This window comes from Tenacibaculum profundi (assembly GCF_052050075.1).
In the GTDB taxonomy this organism is placed as follows: Bacteria; Bacteroidota; Bacteroidia; order Flavobacteriales; family Flavobacteriaceae; genus Polaribacter.
The window spans coordinates 1567285-1587654 of sequence record NZ_CP197225.1; the positions used below are offsets into that span (position 1 = coordinate 1567285).

The following is a 20370-nucleotide window of genomic DNA, read 5'->3' on the forward strand; positions in this document are numbered from 1 at the left end:
ACAAAAGTAACAATTGTTAATATACACAATAAAAAAATAGCCCACATTTAAAATGTGGGCTATTTTTATGAAGTTTAACCTACTTCTTCGGCTGTTCTTATGCCTTGTACATAGGTTGCTTTTATTTTTTGAGCTCTTTTCGCTACTGAAGGTTTCGTAAATTGCTTTCTATCGCGCAACTGTCTCATTGTTTTCGTTCGATCGAACTTTCTCTTATAACGCTTTAAAGCTCTATCAATATTTTCACCTTCTTTTACAGGTATTATTAACATTTTTCGGCACCTCCTTTCATGTAAAATTTTTATTTTTTGTAAATTTATTTAACAAGGTTGCAAATATATTCAGTTTTTTTTAAAAAGCAATACTTTATTAAAATTAAATAAACAAGAGAATTAGAAAAAAAGCCATCATTCTATTCGATGTTTATCAAAAAAATAATTTCAAAGATATTAAACCTAAATCATTGTTTTATATTGTTTTTTATCGATAATCATTTTAGCTATAATCTCTTTCAATATCTCAGAAGTCCCGCCTCCTATAGGGCCTAAACGACTATCCCTTAAAAGTCTTGCCATTGGGTATTCTTCCATATAGCCATATCCACCTAACAACTGAAGTGCATCATAAATAACTTCATCTGCAATTTTTGTTGAAAGCAACTTACTCATACTTGCCTCTTTTACGATATAAGTGCCTTCGTCAAGTCTTTTAGCTATTGAATAATTATATTCTCGACACATATCAACCTTACTAGCCATCTCAGCTACTTTATGACGTAATGCTTGAAATTCATTTAATTGTTTTCCAAATGCCTTTCTTTCTCTCATATAATCCAATGCATAATTAACTGCATACTCCGCTCTTGCATGTGCATTGATTCCCATAATCAGTCTTTCCAAAGCAAAATGCTGCATTATATAGGAGAAACCGAGACCTTCTTGTCCCAAAAGATTTTCCTTTGGAATAATTACATTATCAAAAGCTATTTCACCTGTATCTGAAGCTTTCCACCCTAGTTTATCTAACTTTGTAGCAGAAACTCCTTTAGTTGATCGATCTATAAGTAAAATACTTATTCCTTTATGTTTCTCCTCCAGATTAGTTTTGGCAGCCACAATTAAATAATCCGAATAAACCCCGTTTGTTATAAAAGTCTTTGAACCATTGACAACATAGTTGTCTCCATCTAATATAGCTGTTGTTCTCATTCCTGCAACGTCACTTCCTCCAAACGGCTCTGAAATACATAAACATCCTATTTTATCACCCTCTATACTTGGTGTTAAATATTCTCTTTTAATTCTTTCATCTGCTTCTTCTTTTAAATGTGTCATTGCTAAATATGCATGTGCCCACATGTTTGCCGCAAAACCACTTGAATTTATTTTTTGAAGTTCTTCCAAAAAAATCACTGTATAAAAGAGATCTAGATTTAACCCTCCATATTTTTCTGGTTGATTTAATCCAAAATATCCCATTTCTCCAAACTTCTTCCAAATAAACCTTTCTACCTTGCCTTCCTTTTCCCATTTATTTATATACGGAACGACTTCCTTTTGCAAAAAGTCTTTAAAACTTTGACGAAAAGAGCTGTGTTCTTCAGTAAAGTACATATTATTCATTAGATCTTAAATTAGTTGTTGTTTATTTTACAGACAAATATAACACTATTCTATCGTATTTTTTAATAGGAAAATTTGTTATCTTTTTTAATTCTTCAATCTTTTGTATTTCTGCAAACTCGTCTTTATAATCAAAAATTTTTTTACACAGATTGTAATCAATATATGGTAAACTCAAAATTTCTTTAAAACTAGCTGTATTCACATTTATCTTTTTAATATAAGGTTTTTTTAGTACTCGATAAGATTTCTGAATTAAATTTAACTCATTATCGCTAAGCCCCCAAACCTCTTGTAATTGAGCATCATAAGTATACCCTTTTAGCTTAGTACGATACTTAACGATTCTATTAGCTAATATTTCATTTCCTCCTAGTAATTCAGTTAATTCTGACCTAGAAACATCATTAATGTCTTTTAAATCAGCATTATTCGTATCATTTTTAAAGTTATTCAAATCAATAAGATTTAAACCTTTACTTTTCGATTCTCTGTTATTATAAGTCCACTTTGGAAATCTGAAATAAGGTGAAATTACTTTTAACAAACTATCAGAAACACCTGTAACAATCTGAAAATCTCTTGCTGAATTCACAAATTTATTTTTCTTTCGATAGTCAAAAAGTTTATCTATTTCCTCAACAGACATCCCCAATATATAACCTTTATAATCAGATATATAGTTAGGGTTAAATTTGTAGAGTTTTTTCCCTTCCCCCACACTCTTAAGTTCTTTTAAACTATCAATTTTATGGATCAATATTGATGCATCTTCTTGATTGTAAATATTGGGGTCTGATTTTAATAAATCGAAATAGAAATACGCAAACTGAAGTATTACTATGAGTAAAGACAAAACAAAAGCCCCATTTCTAAATTGTTTATCAATTATGAAATAGAGCTTATAATTTTTCATTTTATAATCCTGTGGTTAATCCTTTATGACACCAATTGCTTTTAAGTATTTCGATAGTTCTTCTTTAACTTTTGGGAATAAAAAGCATAAACCTATTACATTAGGCACAGCCATAGCAAAAATCATGGCATCTGAAAAATCTGTTACTGCTCCTAGACTAGCTGCTGAACCTATTATTATAAACATACAAAACAATATCTTATAAGCGTAATCAGACATTTTTGAACGACCAAATAAAAACATCCACCCCTGTAACCCATAGTAAGACCAAGATAACATTGTAGAAAAAGCAAAAAGAACAACTGCTACGGTGAGAATGTATGGAAACCATGGTAATACTGAAGCAAATGCCTTAGAGGTTGCTAAAACTCCATCTGGAGATTTCACGCCATAAGTCATTATACTTCCGTCTCCATTAGTAATAATAATAACTAGCGCTGTCATTGTACAAACAACTACCGTATCTATAAATGGCTCCAGTAAGGCAACTAATCCTTCCGAAGCGGCATATTTTGTTTTAACTGCAGAATGTGCTATAGCAGCCGAACCAACTCCAGCTTCGTTTGAAAAAGCTGCTCTTTGAAAACCAATGATTAAAACACCCAATAAACCTCCCGAAATGCCTTTCGCATTAAAAGCTCCATCTATAATCTGACCGAAAGCATTTCCTATTTGAGAAAAATTAGCTACCAGAATTATTACAGCTGCTAAAAAATAAATCCCAACCATGAATGGCACAATTTTCTCAGTTATGTTCCCTATCCTCTTTATTCCTCCAATAATTACAACCGCCACTAAAGAGGACATTATAACACCAAAAATCAAAGCAGTTGACAAACTGGTTGAACCAATCATACTTCCAAATTGTTGAGCTGCCTGGTTAGCTTGAAACATATTTCCTCCTCCAAAAGATCCTCCAACAACCATAATCGCAAAAATTGCAGCTAACACCTTCCCTAAAGTGCTCTTACCTACATCTGTCAAACCTTTTTTAAGATAGTACATGGGACCACCATAAATTGTTCCATCTTCACCAACATCTCGATATTTAACCCCCAACGTACACTCAACAAATTTTGATGACATTCCTAATAAACCAGCAACTATCATCCAAAATGTTGCCCCTGGACCTCCTAAAGAAAGAGCTACAGCAACACCAGCAATATTTCCTAACCCCACTGTCCCAGATAAGGCTGCTGTCAACGCTTGAAAATGGGTAACCTCTCCCTGATTCCCTTCAATTCTGATGGTCTCAATAGCATCTCCGCCGGGTGTTGAATCTCCTTTCATACTGTCTGAAGAAGCATGATCAACGCTGTCATATTTACCTCTCACAATATTAATCGAAGTTGGAAATAATCTAACATTTACAAATTTAAAAATTATAGTAAACACCAACCCTGCTAAAAGTAACATTATAATAACCAAAGGCATTTCAACCCTTTCTCCAAGTTTTACCGGATAAAACACAAAGCTTCCCCAGACATCTGCTACTGGTTTAAAACCTTCATTTATTTTTTCTGCAAGTCCTTTCTCCTGCGCGAATGTTAACATTGGTAATATAAAAGTAATTAGGAATAGTAATTTTTTCCTCATAATGTAAGTGTATAAAAAAGTATTATTTTTTTAAATTAGTGGGATGCAATATCTTAAAAAATAAAACCTCCCCCAAGTTTTCTTAGTTAAAAGTATTTTTTAAGTTATTTTTTGTTTAAATCTTTTTAAATCATAACTAAACTCTTTAAAATTTAATTGGAATTCTTTTTCTGTTTTACTGAGATCGAATCCAGTTATTTTTGGTCTTTTAGCAAACTGACTTAGTTTTTCTGTTGAAATTGGAAAAATTAACTCTTTATTTAGATTAAATACCTCTGCTATTTCCATTGCTATATCATAAACACTCAACAGCTTTTTAGAGGAAACATTAAAGATTCCTTTTTTTCTTTTCTTTATTACTGCTTGACATACCTCAGCGAGAGAATCAACAAGTGTAGGCATTCTATATTGATCATCTACAACATTAATTTTCACACCAGACTCAAGTGATTCTTTCACCCATAAAACAATATTACTACATGACACTCTAACATCTGTTCCATAAACTAAAATCGTACGTAAAATTGCATAGTTTACATTAGATTCTATTAACTTTTTCTCGGCTTTCCATTTTGAAACTCCATAATAGTTTAAAGGACTTGGAATATCATTTTCTTTATAAAAACCTTTATCCCCATCAAAAATAAAATCTGTTGAAAGATGGACAATATAGACGTTGTTTTTTTCTGAAAATTGAATTAGGTTATCGACAAGTTGTACATTAATTTCTTCACATAGATATTTCTCTTTTTCACATTGATCGACTTGCTTCATAGCAGCTGTGTTAACAATAACATCAGGTTTTACTCTTTCTAACTCTTCAAACAAACGACTTTCGTTCGTTAGATCAATTGATACATATTGGAAATCGTGTCTACCGCTTTTATTTATTCCTCTTGAAAAACCAACAACCTCATATTTATCTTTTCTCCCTAACAACAATGCTAACAAGCTTTGACCTAGCAGGCCATTACTCCCTGTTATAATTATTTTAATCATTTGAATTATGAAATAAAATCAATCTTTAAAATAGTTCTCTCAATCTATGAATTTGTTCTGGCCTACCTAAAACGATAAGATTGGAGTCTTTAATTAACTTTACAGAGACATCAGGATTGATAATATACTCTTTTTCAGGAGATTTATAACCAATAACGGTACAACCTGTTTTTTTTCTCATATCTAAATCTAAAATTGTTTTATTAAGGTATTCAATTGGAAGTTCATTTACCGACACTTCTTCCAAATTTGCAGAAGTATCGCCCTCAATGGTTAGTCGATCTACAAACTCGATAACATCAGGTGTTACTACCAATAAAGCCATGTGCGCTCCTCCTAACTTATCAGGCATTATTACATTATCTGCACCTGCTATTTTTAATTTACTGTAGGTACTCTCTTTAGATGCTCTACTAATAATCTTACTTTTTTTATTCAATTGTCTAGCAGATAAAACTACAAATAAGTTATCTGAATCAGAAGGTAATACCGTTACTAGGTTATTTGCTTTTAGAATACCAGCTTTGATTAGTGTCTCATCAGTTGTAGCATTCCCTTCTACATTTAAAACACCAGCTTCATCTAACTCTCTGATTAAATTTTTATCCTTTTCTATTACAACAATTTTCTTTTTATAGCTCATTAATTTCGATACTGCTTGTCTGCCATTTCTTCCAAAGCCACAGACAATAGTATGACCTTTTAACTCTTCTATTTTTTTTTGCACTCGTTTTACTTTTAATTGATAAAAAAATTGACCACTAATTAGATATTCAGAAAACAAAGACACTGCATAACCGAATATAAACAGACCTAGTAATATTAAAATAACTGTAAAAATCTTTTCTTCTACCCCAAAAGGATGAACTTCTCCAAACCCAATAGTTGTAATGGTAATCACAGTCATATACAAGGCATCAATAAAAGAATAGTCAAAAAATATTTGATACCCTCCTATTCCAAAACTCAAAATCAGCAAGGAAAAAAAGATCGCTTTATATAAGCGTGACTTAAAAACAACATTTATCATAGATCGAAGACTGAAGACCTCTTAGTGTATATTATATCCTTGAGGCGTAGCAAAAAAGCCAAAGTTAGATACACCCCAAAAGAAAGACCTACGGTAACGAAGGATATATAAATAAAAAACAATCTAACATTAACCGCTCTAATACCAAATCTGTCAGCTAATCTAGAGGATACATAAAAACCGTTACGTTCGAAAAAATATCGTACTGAATGAATAAATGTCATCTTTTCGTTTTAAACAATACCAAAGATAAAGATATCATAATTATAGAAATAAAAAGAGTTTAAATGTTAAAATCTGCACGTATTACAAATTTTATTTTTCTCGTAAAAAAACATTTACTTAATTGAATATTTTTCATTAATCAGAATAATACAGTAGTTGAACTAATTAAAATCGAATAGATATAAACTGTATTGACTCTAAAAAGGTCTTTATTCAGTTTTATACTTTGACTTTAGAGTAAAAAATAAACTCATTTTATAAACAATTCCTAATATTGAAATACATAAGTATTCATTAAATTTGCTTTTTTTTTAGAAAACAAACGATTTTGAAAGAGCAAGAATATATTGAAATTTACGGGGCTAGAGCTCATAATTTGAAAAACATTGATCTCAAAATACCTCGTGAAAAGTTAGTGGTCATAACTGGTTTGAGCGGAAGCGGAAAATCATCTTTAGCTTTTGATACTATTTACGCTGAAGGACAAAGACGATATATTGAAACTTTTTCAGCGTACGCTCGTCAATTTCTTGGAGGATTAGAACGTCCTGATGTTGACAAAATAGATGGATTATCTCCTGTTATCTCAATAGAGCAAAAAACAACTAATAAAAGCCCTAGATCAACGGTCGGAACTATTACAGAGATATACGACTTTCTTCGTTTACTTTATTCTCGTGCTGCTGATGCGTATTCCTATAATACTGGTGAAAAAATGGTTAGCTATTCAGACAACCAAATCAAAGAACTAATTCTGAAAGATTTTGATGAAAAGCGTATTGCTGTTCTTGCACCATTAATTAAATCCAGAAAAGGACATTATCGGGAATTATTCGAGCAAATTGCTAAACAAGGATTTGTAAGAGTTCGAGTTGATGGAAAAATTAGAGAAATCGAAAAAGGAATGAAACTAGATCGTTACAAAACTCATGATATTGAAGTTGTAATTGATCGATTGATTGTCAATAAAGATTTTGAAAAACGATTAGAAGAAACGATTAAAACTGCATTATATACTGGTAATAACATTTTAATGATTATTGATGTTGACAATGTAAAACCAAGATATTTTAGTAGAGAATTAATGTGCCCTACTACTGGAATTGCTTATCCAAATCCAGAACCTAACACTTTTTCTTTCAACTCGCCCAAAGGGGCTTGTTATCATTGTAACGGACTTGGCACTACTAACGAAATAAATTTAAAAAAAGTTATTCCCGATGATAGTATTTCTATAAAAAATGGAGGCATCATCCCTCTTGGAGAACAAAAGAATAGTTGGATTTTTAAACAACTGCAAACTATAGCTGAACGCTATAAATTCAAATTATCTGACCCCATTTCAAGTATTTCTCAAGAGGCCTTAAACGTGATTCTTAATGGAGGAAAAGAAACATTTTCAATTCAATCTAAAACTGCTGGTGTTACCCGAAAGTACGCAATAGATTTCGAAGGAATTATTGCTTTTATTCAAAGTCAATATAAAAACTCAGATAGTTCATCTATAAAAAGATGGGCCAAGGGCTTCATGGATGAAGTTTCTTGTTCTACTTGTGAAGGTAAGCGCTTAAAAAAGGAGGCACTTCACTTCAAAATTAATAGCAAAAACATTAGTCAACTAGCTCAAATGGATGTTACCGAGCTTTTTGGTTGGTTTGAAAATATAGAGAGCAAACTTTCAGAAAAGCAACTTAAAATAGCTTCTGAAATATTAAAAGAAATACGTACCAGAATTCAATTCCTGTTAGATGTTGGCCTTGATTATTTAACGTTAGACAGAACTTCTAAATCACTTTCTGGGGGAGAAGCCCAACGAATTAGATTAGCAACTCAAATTGGCTCTCAACTTGTTGGCGTATTGTATATATTAGATGAACCAAGTATTGGATTGCATCAACGTGATAATGAAAAATTAATTAACTCATTAGTTAAACTAAGAGATATTGGAAATTCTGTTTTGGTTGTTGAACATGATGAAGATATGATAAAGCATGCAGATTTTGTTATAGATATTGGACCTGGAGCAGGAAGGCATGGAGGGGAAATTGTTAGTAAAGGTACTTTTGACGATTTGAAATCGCAAGATACCTTAACTGCTGATTACCTATCCAAAAGAAAGCTAATAGAAGTCCCTCAAAAGAGACGTGAAGGAAATGGTAATTTTATTAAGTTAATTGGAGCAAGCGGCAATAACTTAAAAAATATTTCCGTTAAATTTCCTCTTGGTAAAATGATTTGTATTACGGGTGTTTCAGGTAGTGGTAAATCTACTTTAATAAATGAAACACTTTACCCTATACTTAACGCACATATTTATAGAGGTGTAAAAAAACCTATGCCCTTCAAAGATGTTGAAGGACTAGAGTATATTGATAAAGTTATTGATATTGATCAATCACCCATTGGAAGAACTCCTAGGTCTAACCCTGCAACTTATACTGGAGTCTTTAGTGAAATTAGAAGTCTATTTGCAAAAACACCGGAAGCTTCAATACGCGGATATAAACCTGGAAGATTTAGCTTTAATGTTAAGGGCGGACGTTGTGAAACTTGCCAAGGCGGAGGTCTTAAAGTGATTGAGATGAATTTTTTACCAGATGTTCATGTTGAATGTGAGGCGTGTCAGGGAAAACGCTTTAATAGAGAGACTTTAGAAATTAGATACAAAGGAAAATCTATTTCCGATGTGTTAGAAATGACCATTAATGATGCTGTAGATTTCTTTGAGCATATTCCTAAAATATATAGAAAATTAAAAACAATTAAAGATGTTGGTTTAGGATATATAACACTTGGACAACAATCGACAACTTTATCTGGAGGAGAAGCGCAACGCATTAAATTAGCTAGTGAACTTTCAAAAAAGGATACAGGGAATACTTTCTATATACTTGATGAACCTACTACAGGACTTCATTTTGAAGATATCAGAGTTCTAATGGATGTATTAAATAAACTAACAGACAAAGGAAATACAGTACTAATCATAGAACACAATCTTGATGTCATCAAACTTGCGGATCATATCATTGATGTAGGACTCGAAGGAGGTAAGGGGGGGGGAGAAATATTAATCTACGGGACTCCTGAAGAAATTATAAAGCATAAAAAGAGCTATACTGCTAAATTTTTAAAAAAAGAACTAAAAAAGAAAGGATAAGATAAAAACATCTTATCCTCCTCAAAGCTTACTAACTCATAAGCAACATTGTTTTTATAAGCTTTAAACTAATATACATCTGGGAAAATCATTTTTTGTTGCTATATTTTAAAATATCTTGATCGTTGTCATTTCCTCTATTTTCTTGGCCACCTGAATCAGCCTTTATTGTAACCTTAAGAGGAACTTCTCCTTTTGAATTTTCAGGAGAAATAAAAATGGCATTTACCCCAATTTTCTCAACACTTTTTCCAATGAATATATCTTTATGAGTAAATTTGTGTAATCCATTCTCTAACTTATATATCCAATTAAAATTATTTAGTTCATGCCCATTAAGGCTCGTTAATTGATCATTAAAAGAAAAACGAAAACGCTTGCTATCTGGTATTCTTACTTCTACAGGATTAACTCCGTTTGAATTCTCCCCATTGGACTCGGCTACAAGAATTACAAAATCAATAACTCCTTTACTACCATTTATCTGCGTTTTATTGGTTAAAAGTGTCGGAGAATAGTCTGGTAATACTGTTTTTAATAAGGCAAAAGTGAAAACTCCATCTCCTGATGGTTTTATTTTTATAGAAGAACTTGCCACATCAATATTTACTATTTCTTCCTGTATCCATTTTCCCCCGTCCCATCTAGCAACAATAATCCTATCAAGGAAATCTGAAGTTAGAATTGACGATGGTGTAGTAGCTAAATTCCAATAAAATGTTAAATTAGGTAAAGTATTTCCATTAAAATCATCAACAACCCAATACTCCTCATTATCAATAACCTCAATTCTATCCTCCTTTAAACTAGCACTATAAACTCTTCCTGGGTTTTCCCATAAATATTGAGCATCTACTACTGAAGAAGTACTTGATGGTGCTTCCATTTTAAGTTTTCGATACACATAATTTGTAGCTCTGTTATCTCCAATAGGAAATACAAATTCTTGATTTCCTTTTTTACGAACTCTATCTTCAACAAAACTTTCCCCTGAAACATTTTGCACTGTAGATGATTCATCAAAAATCATAAGTCCATCATTTGAATAAGATATAATTCCATCGGAAAAATCTACATTTCCTTTAAGGACAATGTTCTTCTCAATTGAAAAAGGAGCTTTCTCACTTGCATTATCAAAAAGTACATTGCTAAATAAAGAATTACCTGTTCCCGCAACTTTTTGCGACACTTGACCTTTAAAATTGAATACCGAAGATTGGGTTTCAAAAGATATTTCACCTTCATTACTCAAATCATTATAAATAAACATTTCTCCATTATTAATCAAGTTACCTGTTGAACTTACTAATAACTCATCATAGGAAGCAGAGACCCCCTCATTTCTACTCTTGTTTGATACCACATTTTGTTGAGCACTCCCCTCTTCACAAATTAAAGCAAGCACAACAAAGAATAAAAAAATAATACCTCTTACCTTCTTCCTTGACATCTTTAATTTTATTGTTAATCGATCTTCCATATAGAAATTAATTTAAAAATTATTACTATTACTTTGAAGATTTCTTAACCAATTTAGAAAGTTGGTCAATACGGTCGTTCATTTGAGTCATTTCAGAATTAAGTTTATTGCTTAACTCCTCATTTTCTTCTTTTAATGAATTTATGGTCTTATTTAATTCTATAATATGAAGATATAGCTCCTCTATTTTTTCCAGGTTTTGAACACCTAATCTAGAAATATCTATACCACCTTCACGTTTTATATCTCTAATTGAAGAAACTCCAGGTAAATGACCATTTTGTCTAGTATACTCCTCTACCTCCTCTAAACTTAGGAAAGTATATTTTTCATTTAGTTCTGACGAGCCATCATAATAGTGATCAAAAACATAATCAGGATAACTTTTTGTATCTGAAACAAACCTTGTTCCTCTGATCGAACCAAGTGCCCTAATTTTATGCCCTTGAGTGTTTTCAACACCAAAACCAACATTACCTGACTTGTCATTAATTACCATATATGGATTACCAGACACACCTCTTTTCCTAATAATAAAATCATTTTGATCAATATTCCCCTCTCCATTTGTTACATACATATGCCAAGTAGACCCTCCTTGTCTATCAAAAAATAAACTAGGTCGATTCGAAATAAACCTCACGTTACCTGCAACAGTTAACTTAGATGAAGGATTAGACGTTCCAATTCCTACATTTCCATTTGGTTTAAAGGTAACTCTATCACCATTATTATAAATTCTTAAGTCTGAACTATTACGACCTAAAAACCAATCGTTCGCTCCAGCTTCAATCCATGTTCCTGCAGCTACCCCATCCATTTTCATTCTATCTGAAACGTGAAGTTTAAAGGATGGGCTAATTCCGACACCAACATTACCTCCTCCAAACACATGAGAACCTTGTTCTGCAACATATTGCATATTATTGTTATCATTTCCAATATACCCCTCTCTCGCCCCGCTTCCGGAAGCAAACTCTATATGGCCAACATTCGCTATTTTTTGCTTTGACATTTGCAAAGTTGTTATTGCTGTATGATTTCCTAAGTTGTCTTTTAAAGAATTTAAGTTTACTGCATTTCCACGATTAATAGACAAAGTTGTGCCTGATAAACTTAACGATTGGTTATCTGTGTTTCCTTGCCCTCCAACTGTTGACATTGCTACTTTTTTAACATTTCCATTAGCATCAACAGTAACTACCTGGTCTGATGTTGTACCACCTGCGATTGATCTGATTCTCACATTTCCATTTACATCTAATTTTGCAGATGGAGAAATTACTCCAACACCAAAATTACCATTAGAAGTCATTGTCATTTTCTCAGTATTCGCCACTCTAAAGCCTATTTTTTGACCACTCTGAGTATTTAGCAATGTTTGTCCTACATTATTTTGGATTAACGCATATCCCGATTTAGTCGCTTGATTTTTATTTGCTAAACCAAGCCAAGAACCTCCATGACCTACTTGACCTACTTCCACTCCATTTATCAAAGTATTGCTTCCTGCTCCTTGAATTTCATTCCCACTCATCCATAATCTTGTTGTCGCATTGTGATTCCCTAAATTATCTGCCGATGATGGCACCTCACCCACTATCCAATCCTTAACACTCTGCCAAGATTGTTTCCTTAGAGTTCCATCATTTTCTGTTACTGTTGCATAAGTAGATCCCGAGACAGCAGCTAAATTACCTATAGTAGTAGTTCCAGCAGTCCACAAATTCCCTGAGGGCGTTAAATTAAATTTATTACCATTATTCCACAAACGAAAACTAGCATTCTCTCTCCCTAAGAACCAATCATTTGCACCTGCTTCAATCCAAGTCCCTGCATCAGCACCATCGAGCTTTGTTCTTCCATTTACATGTAATTTAAACGATGGAGCAATCCCAACTCCTACGTTTCCTCCTTGAAACAAGTGAGCTCCTTGCTCCGCAACATATTGCATATTGTTATTATCGTTTCCGATATACCCTTCTCTCGCACCTCCTCCTGCTGCAAATTCAATATGACCTACATTTGCTATTTTCTGCTTTGACATTTGTAAGGTAGTTGTTGCAGTATGATTCCCTAAGTTGTCTTTTAAAGGATTTAGGTTAACTGTATTTCCACCTTGAATAGCAAGATTTGTTCCCGAAAGTGAAAGTATCTGATTATCGGTATCTAAAGAAGAAAGTGAAACAGAATTTCCTCCTACAATACTTAAATTATTTCCTGACAATGTTAAATTCTGATTATCTGTTCCAATTAACGGAATCCACTTGTTTTTATCCCAGTAATAATACCCTGGAATAACATCGTTCGCCGTAGCCGTATTATAAACCAATAAACTCTCTTTTGAGCCTATTGACACATTATTAACTGTTGTTACATCATTTGTCCCTGTTAATTGAACCCTAGGCAACAACACCCCTTTGTTTGTTGATACCACTTCAAACTGTGCCGCATTGTCTATGCGTGATGCACCTACAACAAACTGACCTAAAATGCTTTGAAAATTGAATACCCCAATAAAAATAAAAAATGAAATTTTCTTTACCATACCCCCCATAATTAATATTTAGTTCAAAAGAGATTTTATTACTTTTTTGATGAAAGGCCTGTAAACCAACTTTAAAACACCTATCTATCAACAACATAAACTCTCTTACATTTATACAATGCTACTTTAATAAAATAACTCTATTTTAAAGATTTTTTTGGGGGACTTCTAAAGAACAGGTTGGCAAATTTAACATTTTTTTTTAAAATTTTAACATTTTTTTTAACAAATAAAGCGCAATATTTTGAAACACTCTTCAGAAAGACTAATTTACTTTTGATATTTATCTATTTTATTTAGAAGGTTTTTTTTAAAAAGTCCTTAGTTATTATCATACTATTTTAGTGTTGCTAATTTACTAAACCTTTCAAATCAGCTAAGAATAAGTAAGATCTACCCCTTTTAACATTTTCGTTTCGAACTCATTAATTTAAAAAGTTTTTAACCTCTTTTTTTAATTTAAAACAATAAAAACAGTTAAATTAGCAAGCTTCCTTTTTGGGAAGACTTAACAATAAAAAGATTTGAATATGATTCCAAATGATGACAGAAAAATAAGAGAAAAGTTACAGCAAAAAACTTGGAATGAAATAAAAACAAATGATTCATGGGCTATTTTCAAGATCATGGCTGAATTTGTTGATGGTTATGAAAAATTAAGCAAAATAGGTCCTTGTGTTTCAATTTTTGGATCAGCAAGAACCAAACCCGAACACCCCTATTATGCACTTGCAGAAGAAGTAGCATATAAATTAACACAAAATGGTTTTGGTGTTATTACTGGAGGGGGACCAGGAATAATGGAAGCAGGAAATAAAGGTGCCAATAGGGGAAAAGGAATCTCTGTTGGACTTAATATAGAACTTCCATTTGAACAACACGACAACCCATGGATAGATCCTGGAAAAAGTTTAGACTTCGATTATTTCTTTGTCAGAAAAGTGATGTTTGTAAAATACTCGCAAGGTTTTGTTGTAATGCCAGGAGGTTTTGGAACTTTAGACGAATTATTTGAAGCCATAACATTAATCCAAACAAAAAAAATAGGAAGGTTTCCTATTGTTCTTGTCGGCAAAAAATTTTGGGGAGGGTTAATTGATTGGATTAAAAACATGTTAATTGAAGAAGGTAATGTAAGTCCTGAAGATTTAAATTTATTTAGACTCGTCGATTCTGCTGATGAAGCTGTTGAGCATTTCAATAAGTTTTACGACAAATACCAATTAAAACCAAATTTTTAGAAAAATATTCTATATTTAAACTCATTCTCATCTCAAATGAGAATGAGCTTTTTACCCTTAAAACATGACGAATAGGCTTCTTACATTTTTAATTTTTTCTCTATTAACAAAGAGTCTATTCTCTCAAGCAAATGAGATTTTCACCAACATCGTCTTAATAGATAGCACCCATACTTTTGAAATACAACAAAAAATTATTTATAAAAATAATTCAAAAGACATTCTTAATAAAGTATATCTCCATAATTGGGGGAACAGCTTTTCAAATAATAGCACTCCCTTAGGTAAAAGATTTGTTGAAGACTATAAAAAAAACTTTTATTTTTCCAAAAAAAAAGAAAGAGGTTATTCTAAAATTAAAAACCTAACGATTAATTACCAGCCCATAAATTTCAGAGAACTTCCGAAACAACAGGATATTCTTGAACTTACACTTAATAAACCTTTACATCCAAAAGACAGCATTACTATTTCGTTATTTTATTCTTTAAAAGTTCCTGACTCAAAATTCACTGGTTATGGAAAAACAAAAACAGGCTATCATCTTCGCTTTTGGCAAATTGTCCCTGCTGTTTATAATGAAAAATGGCATTTAATGAGTAACCTAAATATGGATGATTTGTATGAAGATATCGCTAATTACAATATAAAAATTAAGATTCCAAAAAAATACCACATTGAAAGTAATCTATATCAATACAAAACCAATCAAGAAAATTCAATAATGTATCAACTTGTTGGTAAAGAAAAAAAAGACATTATCTTAAGTATCGATTCTCGAAATAGATTTAAATCACTAAAAACCAAAACCCAAGAAGTAAAAACCGATGCTTTTGATAAAAAAATAACAATTGAAGATTCAGAAAAAATAATTACTAAACAAATTGAGTTTATAGAAAAATATTTAGGAAAACATCCTCACAACGAAATATTTGTCGATAGAATATCCATTAACAAAAACACCCTTCGAGAATTATACGGACTACCTAGTTGGCTTAAGCCTTTTCCCTTAAATTTCAGATGGGACATCAACTTTTTTCACTCCTTAAGCTCTAAATATGTCAATGATATTCTGATTCATAATAAAAGAGAAGATTACTGGTTTATAGATGGATTAGAAACATTTTTAATGATGGAATATTTAAAAGAATACTACCCTAACGTAACTATATTAGGTAAATATTCTAATTACTGGCCCATAAAAAATTACAATTTAAGTAAACTCAAACAGAATGATAAATTTCCTTTCATCTATCAATTTAGTGCTCGAAAATTTTATGATCAGCCTCTGAAAACCCCTGCCGATTCTCTATCTAACTTCAACAGAAAAGTGGTTAGCAAATACAAATCTGGACTAGGTTTTAGATATTTAAAGGATTATTTGGATGATAATATTCTTCAAAAGTCCATAAGAACTTTTTTATATAGAAATCATTTAAAACTGAGCTCTTCTTCCGATTTTTTAACTATACTTAAAAAAAACACCCAAAAAGATCTTAATTGGTTTACCGGAGATTATTTAACAACGGCTAAAAAAATTGATTATAAAATTACATCTGTTAAAGAATCTAAAGACTCTTTAAAAGTAACCATCAAAAATAAAAGAAATTTTCCAGCTCCAGTTGCACTTTACGGGATCAACAAAAAACAAATAAAATTCAAACAATGGATTCCGAGTATAAAAAAAAGCAAAACAATATCGATAAAAAAAGGCAACTACAACAAACTTGCACTTAACTATGAAAACACCTATCCTGAGCATAATTCTCTGGATAATTTCAGAAAAACAAATAATAAATTAATAAACAAACCTCTTCAATTTCGCTTTTTTCAAGACGCTGAAGACCCTTATTACAACCAAATTTTCTATTATCCTGATGTAAAATATAACTTATATGATGGAATAATATTGGGTGTAAGATTAAAAAATCAACCAATTATACCTCATAATTTGGACTTTACGCTTACACCTAATTACAGTACTCGTAGTAAAAATTTCACAGGTGCATTTTCCATTGCATACAACCATTTTCTTGAAACCTCTTCAATATATAGAATCAGATATGGTATAAATGGAAGTAATTTTCATTATGCTCCTGAACTAAGTTATAATACTTTCACACCATATATAAGTGTGTCATTCAGAAGAAAAACATTACGTGATGTTGGGTCAAAAACGTTAACCTCTCGTCTTTTTTACATCAAAAAAGCAATTCCGGTAGAAAACCCTATTACAGAACAGGATCGGTATAAAGTTTTAAATTTTAGATATATTTACAATAACCCAAACATAATTGAACGGCTTCAATATGCTGTTAACTTTGAACTTGCTAATAATTTTACAAAATTTTCAACTGATATTCGTTATTTAAAATTTTTCGATGATGAAAGAAGTTTTGACTTAAGACTTTTTGGAGGTTTTTTCCTGTCTAATAAGTCTGTTGGTGATTATTTTAGTTTCGGACTAAATAGAAGCTCTGACTACTTATTTGAACAAAATCTTTTTGGTCGTTCAGAGAGTTCTGGTCTTTTTAGCCAGCAATTTATAATATCAGATGCTGGCTTCAAATCTACTTATCTTGAGCCACAAACGGCAAATCAATTTATACTCGCTGCAAATACGAGCGTAAGTTTATGGAAATGGTTTGAAGTATATAATGATTTTGCTGTGTTAAAAAATAAAACTAGCAATCCAAAATTTTATTACGAAAACGGTATTAGGCTTAATTTTATTCCCAATATATTTGAATTCTATTTTCCTATATATTCAAATCAAGGTTGGGAAATTAGTAAATCTGCTTACCCTACTAAAGTAAAATTTGTCATTACAACTAATCTTGATCGAATCTATAACTTCATTAGAAGGGGTATTCTGTAGACTATTAACCCTTTAAAACTAACTTAATACTAGAATCTTTCATATTACGACTTGCTCACAACCCCCTTAAAATTGAAAATTACTCAATAAAACACTAAATATCCTCTTATTTTTGAATTATCCTTAATAAAAAGATGTATTTTTAAAATTCAATTAAAAAAGCTATCTTTGTATTCTCACCCATAATTTTGACTTATCATGACAGAAAACACTGAACTAGCTAATAACCAAAAACTTTCTTTTGTCGATTTTAAAAACGAGGTTTTAAATGACTATCGAATTGCTCGTATAAGCAGAGAATGTAGCCTATTAGGCAGAAGAGAAGTTTTAACTGGTAAAGCTAAATTCGGGATTTTTGGTGACGGTAAGGAAGTTCCTCAAATAGCGATGGCAAAAGCTTTCAAAAATGGAGACTTTCGTTCAGGTTATTATCGAGACCAAACCTTTATGATGGCAATCGGAGAGCTCACGCCTCAACAGTTTTTTGCTGGATTGTATGCACATACTGATATTAAAGCTGATCCAATGTCTGCAGGACGTCAAATGGGGGGACATTTTGCTACACATTCACTGGACGAAAACGGAAATTGGAAAAACCTAACTAAGCAAAAAAACTCTTCTTCGGATATTTCTCCTACTGCTGGGCAAATGCCTCGCTTACTTGGCTTAGCTCAGGCCTCAAAAATATACAGAAACGTTAAGGAACTAAAAAACAATACTTTATTTTCGAACAAAGGAAATGAAATTGCTTGGGGAACTATCGGGAATGCTAGTACAAGTGAAGGACTTTTTTTTGAAACTATAAATGCCGCAGGTGTATTGCAAGTTCCAATAGTAATGAGTGTATGGGATGATGAATACGGCATTTCAGTACATGCAAAGCATCAAACAACAAAAGAGAGCATCTCAGAGATACTCAAAGGGTTTCAACGTGACAAGAAACAAAAAGGATATGAAATTTTTGTTATCAATGGCTGGGATTATGTAAAATTAATAGATACTTATAACACAGCAGCAAAAATAGCTAGAGAAGAGCATTGCCCCGTTCTAATTCATGTTAAAGAATTAACCCAACCACAAGGGCACTCTACCTCTGGATCTCACGAAAGATACAAAACAAAAGAAAGACTAAAATGGGAACAAGAATATGACTGCATTACTAAAATGCGTAAATGGATTCTTGAATTCGAACTACAAGATGAAAATGGTAATGTCTTGAGACTAGTTGATTCTGAGGAAGAATTAATCAATATAGATAAGAATGCAAAAAAAGATGTTTCAAAAGCCAAAAGAGATGCTTGGACTGCTTTTACAGAAGAAATTAAAAAAGAAGCTAAAACTGCTATTTCTATTCTTAAAAAAGCCTCAGAAAAAAGTAGTAATGGAACTTTTATTACTAAACTAAAAGATGATCTTGAAACAATAAACGAACCAATTCGTAAAGATGTCTTAAGTACTACCAGAAAAGCATTAAGATACTTAAGAGATGAAAGTATAAGTGAAAAATCAGAACTTCAAAAATTCATTAAATCTTCCTTAGAAACAGCTCATTACAAATATTCTTCTTTACTTTTAAGTGAAACAGAAAACTCTCCAATTAAATTTCCTGAAATTAAACCAAAATTCACGGTAGAAGAAAAACTAGTAGATGCTAGAATAATCATGCGTGATAATTTTGAAGCTGCTCTAAAAAAACATCCTGAACTCCTAATCTTTGGTGAAGATGCTGGATATATTGGTGATGTTAATCAAGGTCTAGAAGGCTTACAGGAAAAATTTGGTGAAATGCGTGTATCGGATACGGGTATAAGGGAAGCTACTATTTTAGGCCAAGGTATTGGAATGGCTATGCGTGGACTAAGACCTATTGCGGAAATTCAATATCTAGACTACTTATTGTATGCCCTTCAAATAATTAGTGATGATCTTGCAACGCTACATTATAGAAGTTTCGGAAAACAAAAAGCTCCTCTAATAATAAGAACAAGAGGACACAGGTTAGAAGGAATTTGGCACGCTGGCTCGCCTATGGGAGGAATTATAAATAATGTTAGAGGAATACATGTACTAGTACCAAGAAACATGACAAAAGCTGCTGGTTTTTACAATACGCTGTTAAAAGGGGACGACCCTGCTTTAGTTATTGAGTGCCTAAATGGATACCGTTTAAAAGAAAACCTCCCAAGTAACCTAGGAGAGTTTACTACACCTATTGGTGTGGTTGAAGTAACTAAAAAAGGAACAGATATAACTATTATTTCTTATGGATCGACATTAAGAATTGTTGACGAAGCAGTTAAAGATCTTGCACAAGTTGGAATTAATGCAGAAGTAATAGATGCTCAAAGTTTATTGCCTTTTGATATTCATCATGATACTGTTAAATCTATAGCAAAAACAAATAGGCTACTAATTGTTGATGAAGATGTTCCTGGTGGAGCTTCTGCATATTTATTGCAAGAAATTTTAGAAAAACAGAATGCTTATCAATATTTGGATAGTAAACCAGTCACTCTGACTGCAAAAGAGCACCGACCTGCATACGGGACCGATGGAGACTATTTTTCAAAACCTTCAGCTGAAGATGTTTTTGAAAAAGTTTATGAGATCATGCATGAAGCAAATCCAAATAAATTTAGAGCAATTTACTAAACAAAAAGAAGTGATTATAGTTT

13 protein-coding genes are annotated in these 20370 nt (G+C 32.0%); 4 read left to right on the forward strand and 9 right to left on the reverse strand.

Annotation, left to right across the window (positions count from 1 at the left end):
- Positions 1–74: 74 nt before the first annotated feature.
- The 7 genes from rpsU to ACSIGE_RS06415 form a co-directional block, all read right to left on the reverse strand.
- Entirely contained in the window at positions 75–272 is a 198-nt protein-coding gene (rpsU, locus tag ACSIGE_RS06385) for a 30S ribosomal protein S21 (RefSeq protein WP_440881934.1), read from the reverse strand.
- 183 nt (positions 273–455) lie between these two features.
- Positions 456–1622 (reverse strand): acyl-CoA dehydrogenase family protein, encoded by a 1167-nt coding sequence (locus tag ACSIGE_RS06390; RefSeq protein WP_440881935.1) that lies wholly within the window; start codon positions 1620–1622, stop codon positions 456–458.
- 22 nt (positions 1623–1644) lie between these two features.
- Complete coding sequence (locus ACSIGE_RS06395; RefSeq protein ID WP_440881936.1) at positions 1645–2538, reverse strand: ComEA family DNA-binding protein; 894 nt, start codon at positions 2536–2538, stop codon at positions 1645–1647.
- Positions 2539–2553: 15 nt separating this feature from the next.
- Positions 2554–4134, reverse strand: a complete 1581-nt coding sequence (locus tag ACSIGE_RS06400; RefSeq protein WP_440881937.1) for an alanine/glycine:cation symporter family protein — start codon at positions 4132–4134, stop codon at positions 2554–2556.
- A 99-nt stretch (positions 4135–4233) separates the two neighbouring features.
- Positions 4234–5133: an SDR family oxidoreductase gene (locus tag ACSIGE_RS06405; RefSeq protein WP_440881938.1), complete on the reverse strand. Its 900-nt coding sequence runs from the start codon at positions 5131–5133 to the stop codon at positions 4234–4236.
- Between the two features lie 25 nt (positions 5134–5158).
- Positions 5159–6163, reverse strand: a complete 1005-nt coding sequence (locus tag ACSIGE_RS06410; protein ID WP_440881939.1) for a potassium channel family protein — start codon at positions 6161–6163, stop codon at positions 5159–5161.
- A complete protein-coding gene (locus tag ACSIGE_RS06415) occupies positions 6160–6387 on the reverse strand; it encodes a PspC domain-containing protein (RefSeq protein WP_440881940.1) in 228 nt (75 codons plus the stop codon). Before ACSIGE_RS06415 ends, ACSIGE_RS06410 begins: the two co-directional genes overlap by 4 nt.
- A gap of 329 nt (positions 6388–6716) precedes the next feature.
- On the opposite strand from ACSIGE_RS06415, the gene uvrA reads away from it, so the two are divergent.
- A complete protein-coding gene (gene uvrA, locus ACSIGE_RS06420) occupies positions 6717–9548 on the forward strand; it encodes an excinuclease ABC subunit UvrA (RefSeq protein WP_440881941.1) in 2832 nt (943 codons plus the stop codon).
- Between the two features lie 88 nt (positions 9549–9636).
- On the opposite strand, the gene ACSIGE_RS06425 is transcribed toward uvrA, so the two are convergent.
- Both ACSIGE_RS06425 and ACSIGE_RS06430 read right to left on the reverse strand, forming a co-directional pair.
- A complete protein-coding gene (locus ACSIGE_RS06425) occupies positions 9637–11028 on the reverse strand; it encodes a hypothetical protein (RefSeq protein WP_440881942.1) in 1392 nt (463 codons plus the stop codon).
- A gap of 28 nt (positions 11029–11056) precedes the next feature.
- Positions 11057–13576 carry a hypothetical protein gene (locus ACSIGE_RS06430; protein ID WP_440881943.1) on the reverse strand — a complete coding sequence of 840 codons (2520 nt, stop codon included), beginning with the start codon at positions 13574–13576 and terminating at the stop codon, positions 11057–11059.
- A gap of 530 nt (positions 13577–14106) precedes the next feature.
- Between ACSIGE_RS06430 and ACSIGE_RS06435 the strand changes: the two genes are divergently transcribed.
- From ACSIGE_RS06435 to ACSIGE_RS06445, 3 genes are all read left to right on the forward strand, one after another.
- A complete protein-coding gene (locus ACSIGE_RS06435; protein ID WP_440881944.1) occupies positions 14107–14817 on the forward strand; it encodes a TIGR00730 family Rossman fold protein in 711 nt (236 codons plus the stop codon).
- 64 nt (positions 14818–14881) lie between these two features.
- A complete protein-coding gene (locus tag ACSIGE_RS06440; RefSeq protein ID WP_440881945.1) occupies positions 14882–17695 on the forward strand; it encodes an aminopeptidase in 2814 nt (937 codons plus the stop codon).
- A 198-nt stretch (positions 17696–17893) separates the two neighbouring features.
- Positions 17894–20347, forward strand: a complete 2454-nt coding sequence (locus ACSIGE_RS06445; RefSeq protein WP_440881946.1) for an alpha-ketoacid dehydrogenase subunit alpha/beta — start codon at positions 17894–17896, stop codon at positions 20345–20347.
- Positions 20348–20370: the final 23 nt, after the last annotated feature.

Coding starts and splice junctions, on each gene's coding strand:
- rpsU (WP_440881934.1), bottom strand. CDS start 272: ATGTTAATAATACCTGTAAAAGAAGGTGAAAATATTGATAGAGCTTTA.
- ACSIGE_RS06390 (WP_440881935.1), bottom strand. CDS start 1,622: ATGAATAATATGTACTTTACTGAAGAACACAGCTCTTTTCGTCAAAGT.
- ACSIGE_RS06395 (WP_440881936.1), bottom strand. CDS start 2,538: ATGAAAAATTATAAGCTCTATTTCATAATTGATAAACAATTTAGAAAT.
- ACSIGE_RS06400 (WP_440881937.1), bottom strand. CDS start 4,134: ATGAGGAAAAAATTACTATTCCTAATTACTTTTATATTACCAATGTTA.
- ACSIGE_RS06405 (WP_440881938.1), bottom strand. CDS start 5,133: ATGATTAAAATAATTATAACAGGGAGTAATGGCCTGCTAGGTCAAAGC.
- ACSIGE_RS06410 (WP_440881939.1), bottom strand. CDS start 6,163: ATGATAAATGTTGTTTTTAAGTCACGCTTATATAAAGCGATCTTTTTT.
- ACSIGE_RS06415 (WP_440881940.1), bottom strand. CDS start 6,387: ATGACATTTATTCATTCAGTACGATATTTTTTCGAACGTAACGGTTTT.
- ACSIGE_RS06425 (WP_440881942.1), bottom strand. CDS start 11,028: ATGGAAGATCGATTAACAATAAAATTAAAGATGTCAAGGAAGAAGGTA.
- ACSIGE_RS06430 (WP_440881943.1), bottom strand. CDS start 13,576: ATGGTAAAGAAAATTTCATTTTTTATTTTTATTGGGGTATTCAATTTT.
- ACSIGE_RS06435 (WP_440881944.1), top strand. CDS start 14,107: ATGATTCCAAATGATGACAGAAAAATAAGAGAAAAGTTACAGCAAAAA.
- ACSIGE_RS06440 (WP_440881945.1), top strand. CDS start 14,882: ATGACGAATAGGCTTCTTACATTTTTAATTTTTTCTCTATTAACAAAG.
- ACSIGE_RS06445 (WP_440881946.1), top strand. CDS start 17,894: ATGACAGAAAACACTGAACTAGCTAATAACCAAAAACTTTCTTTTGTC.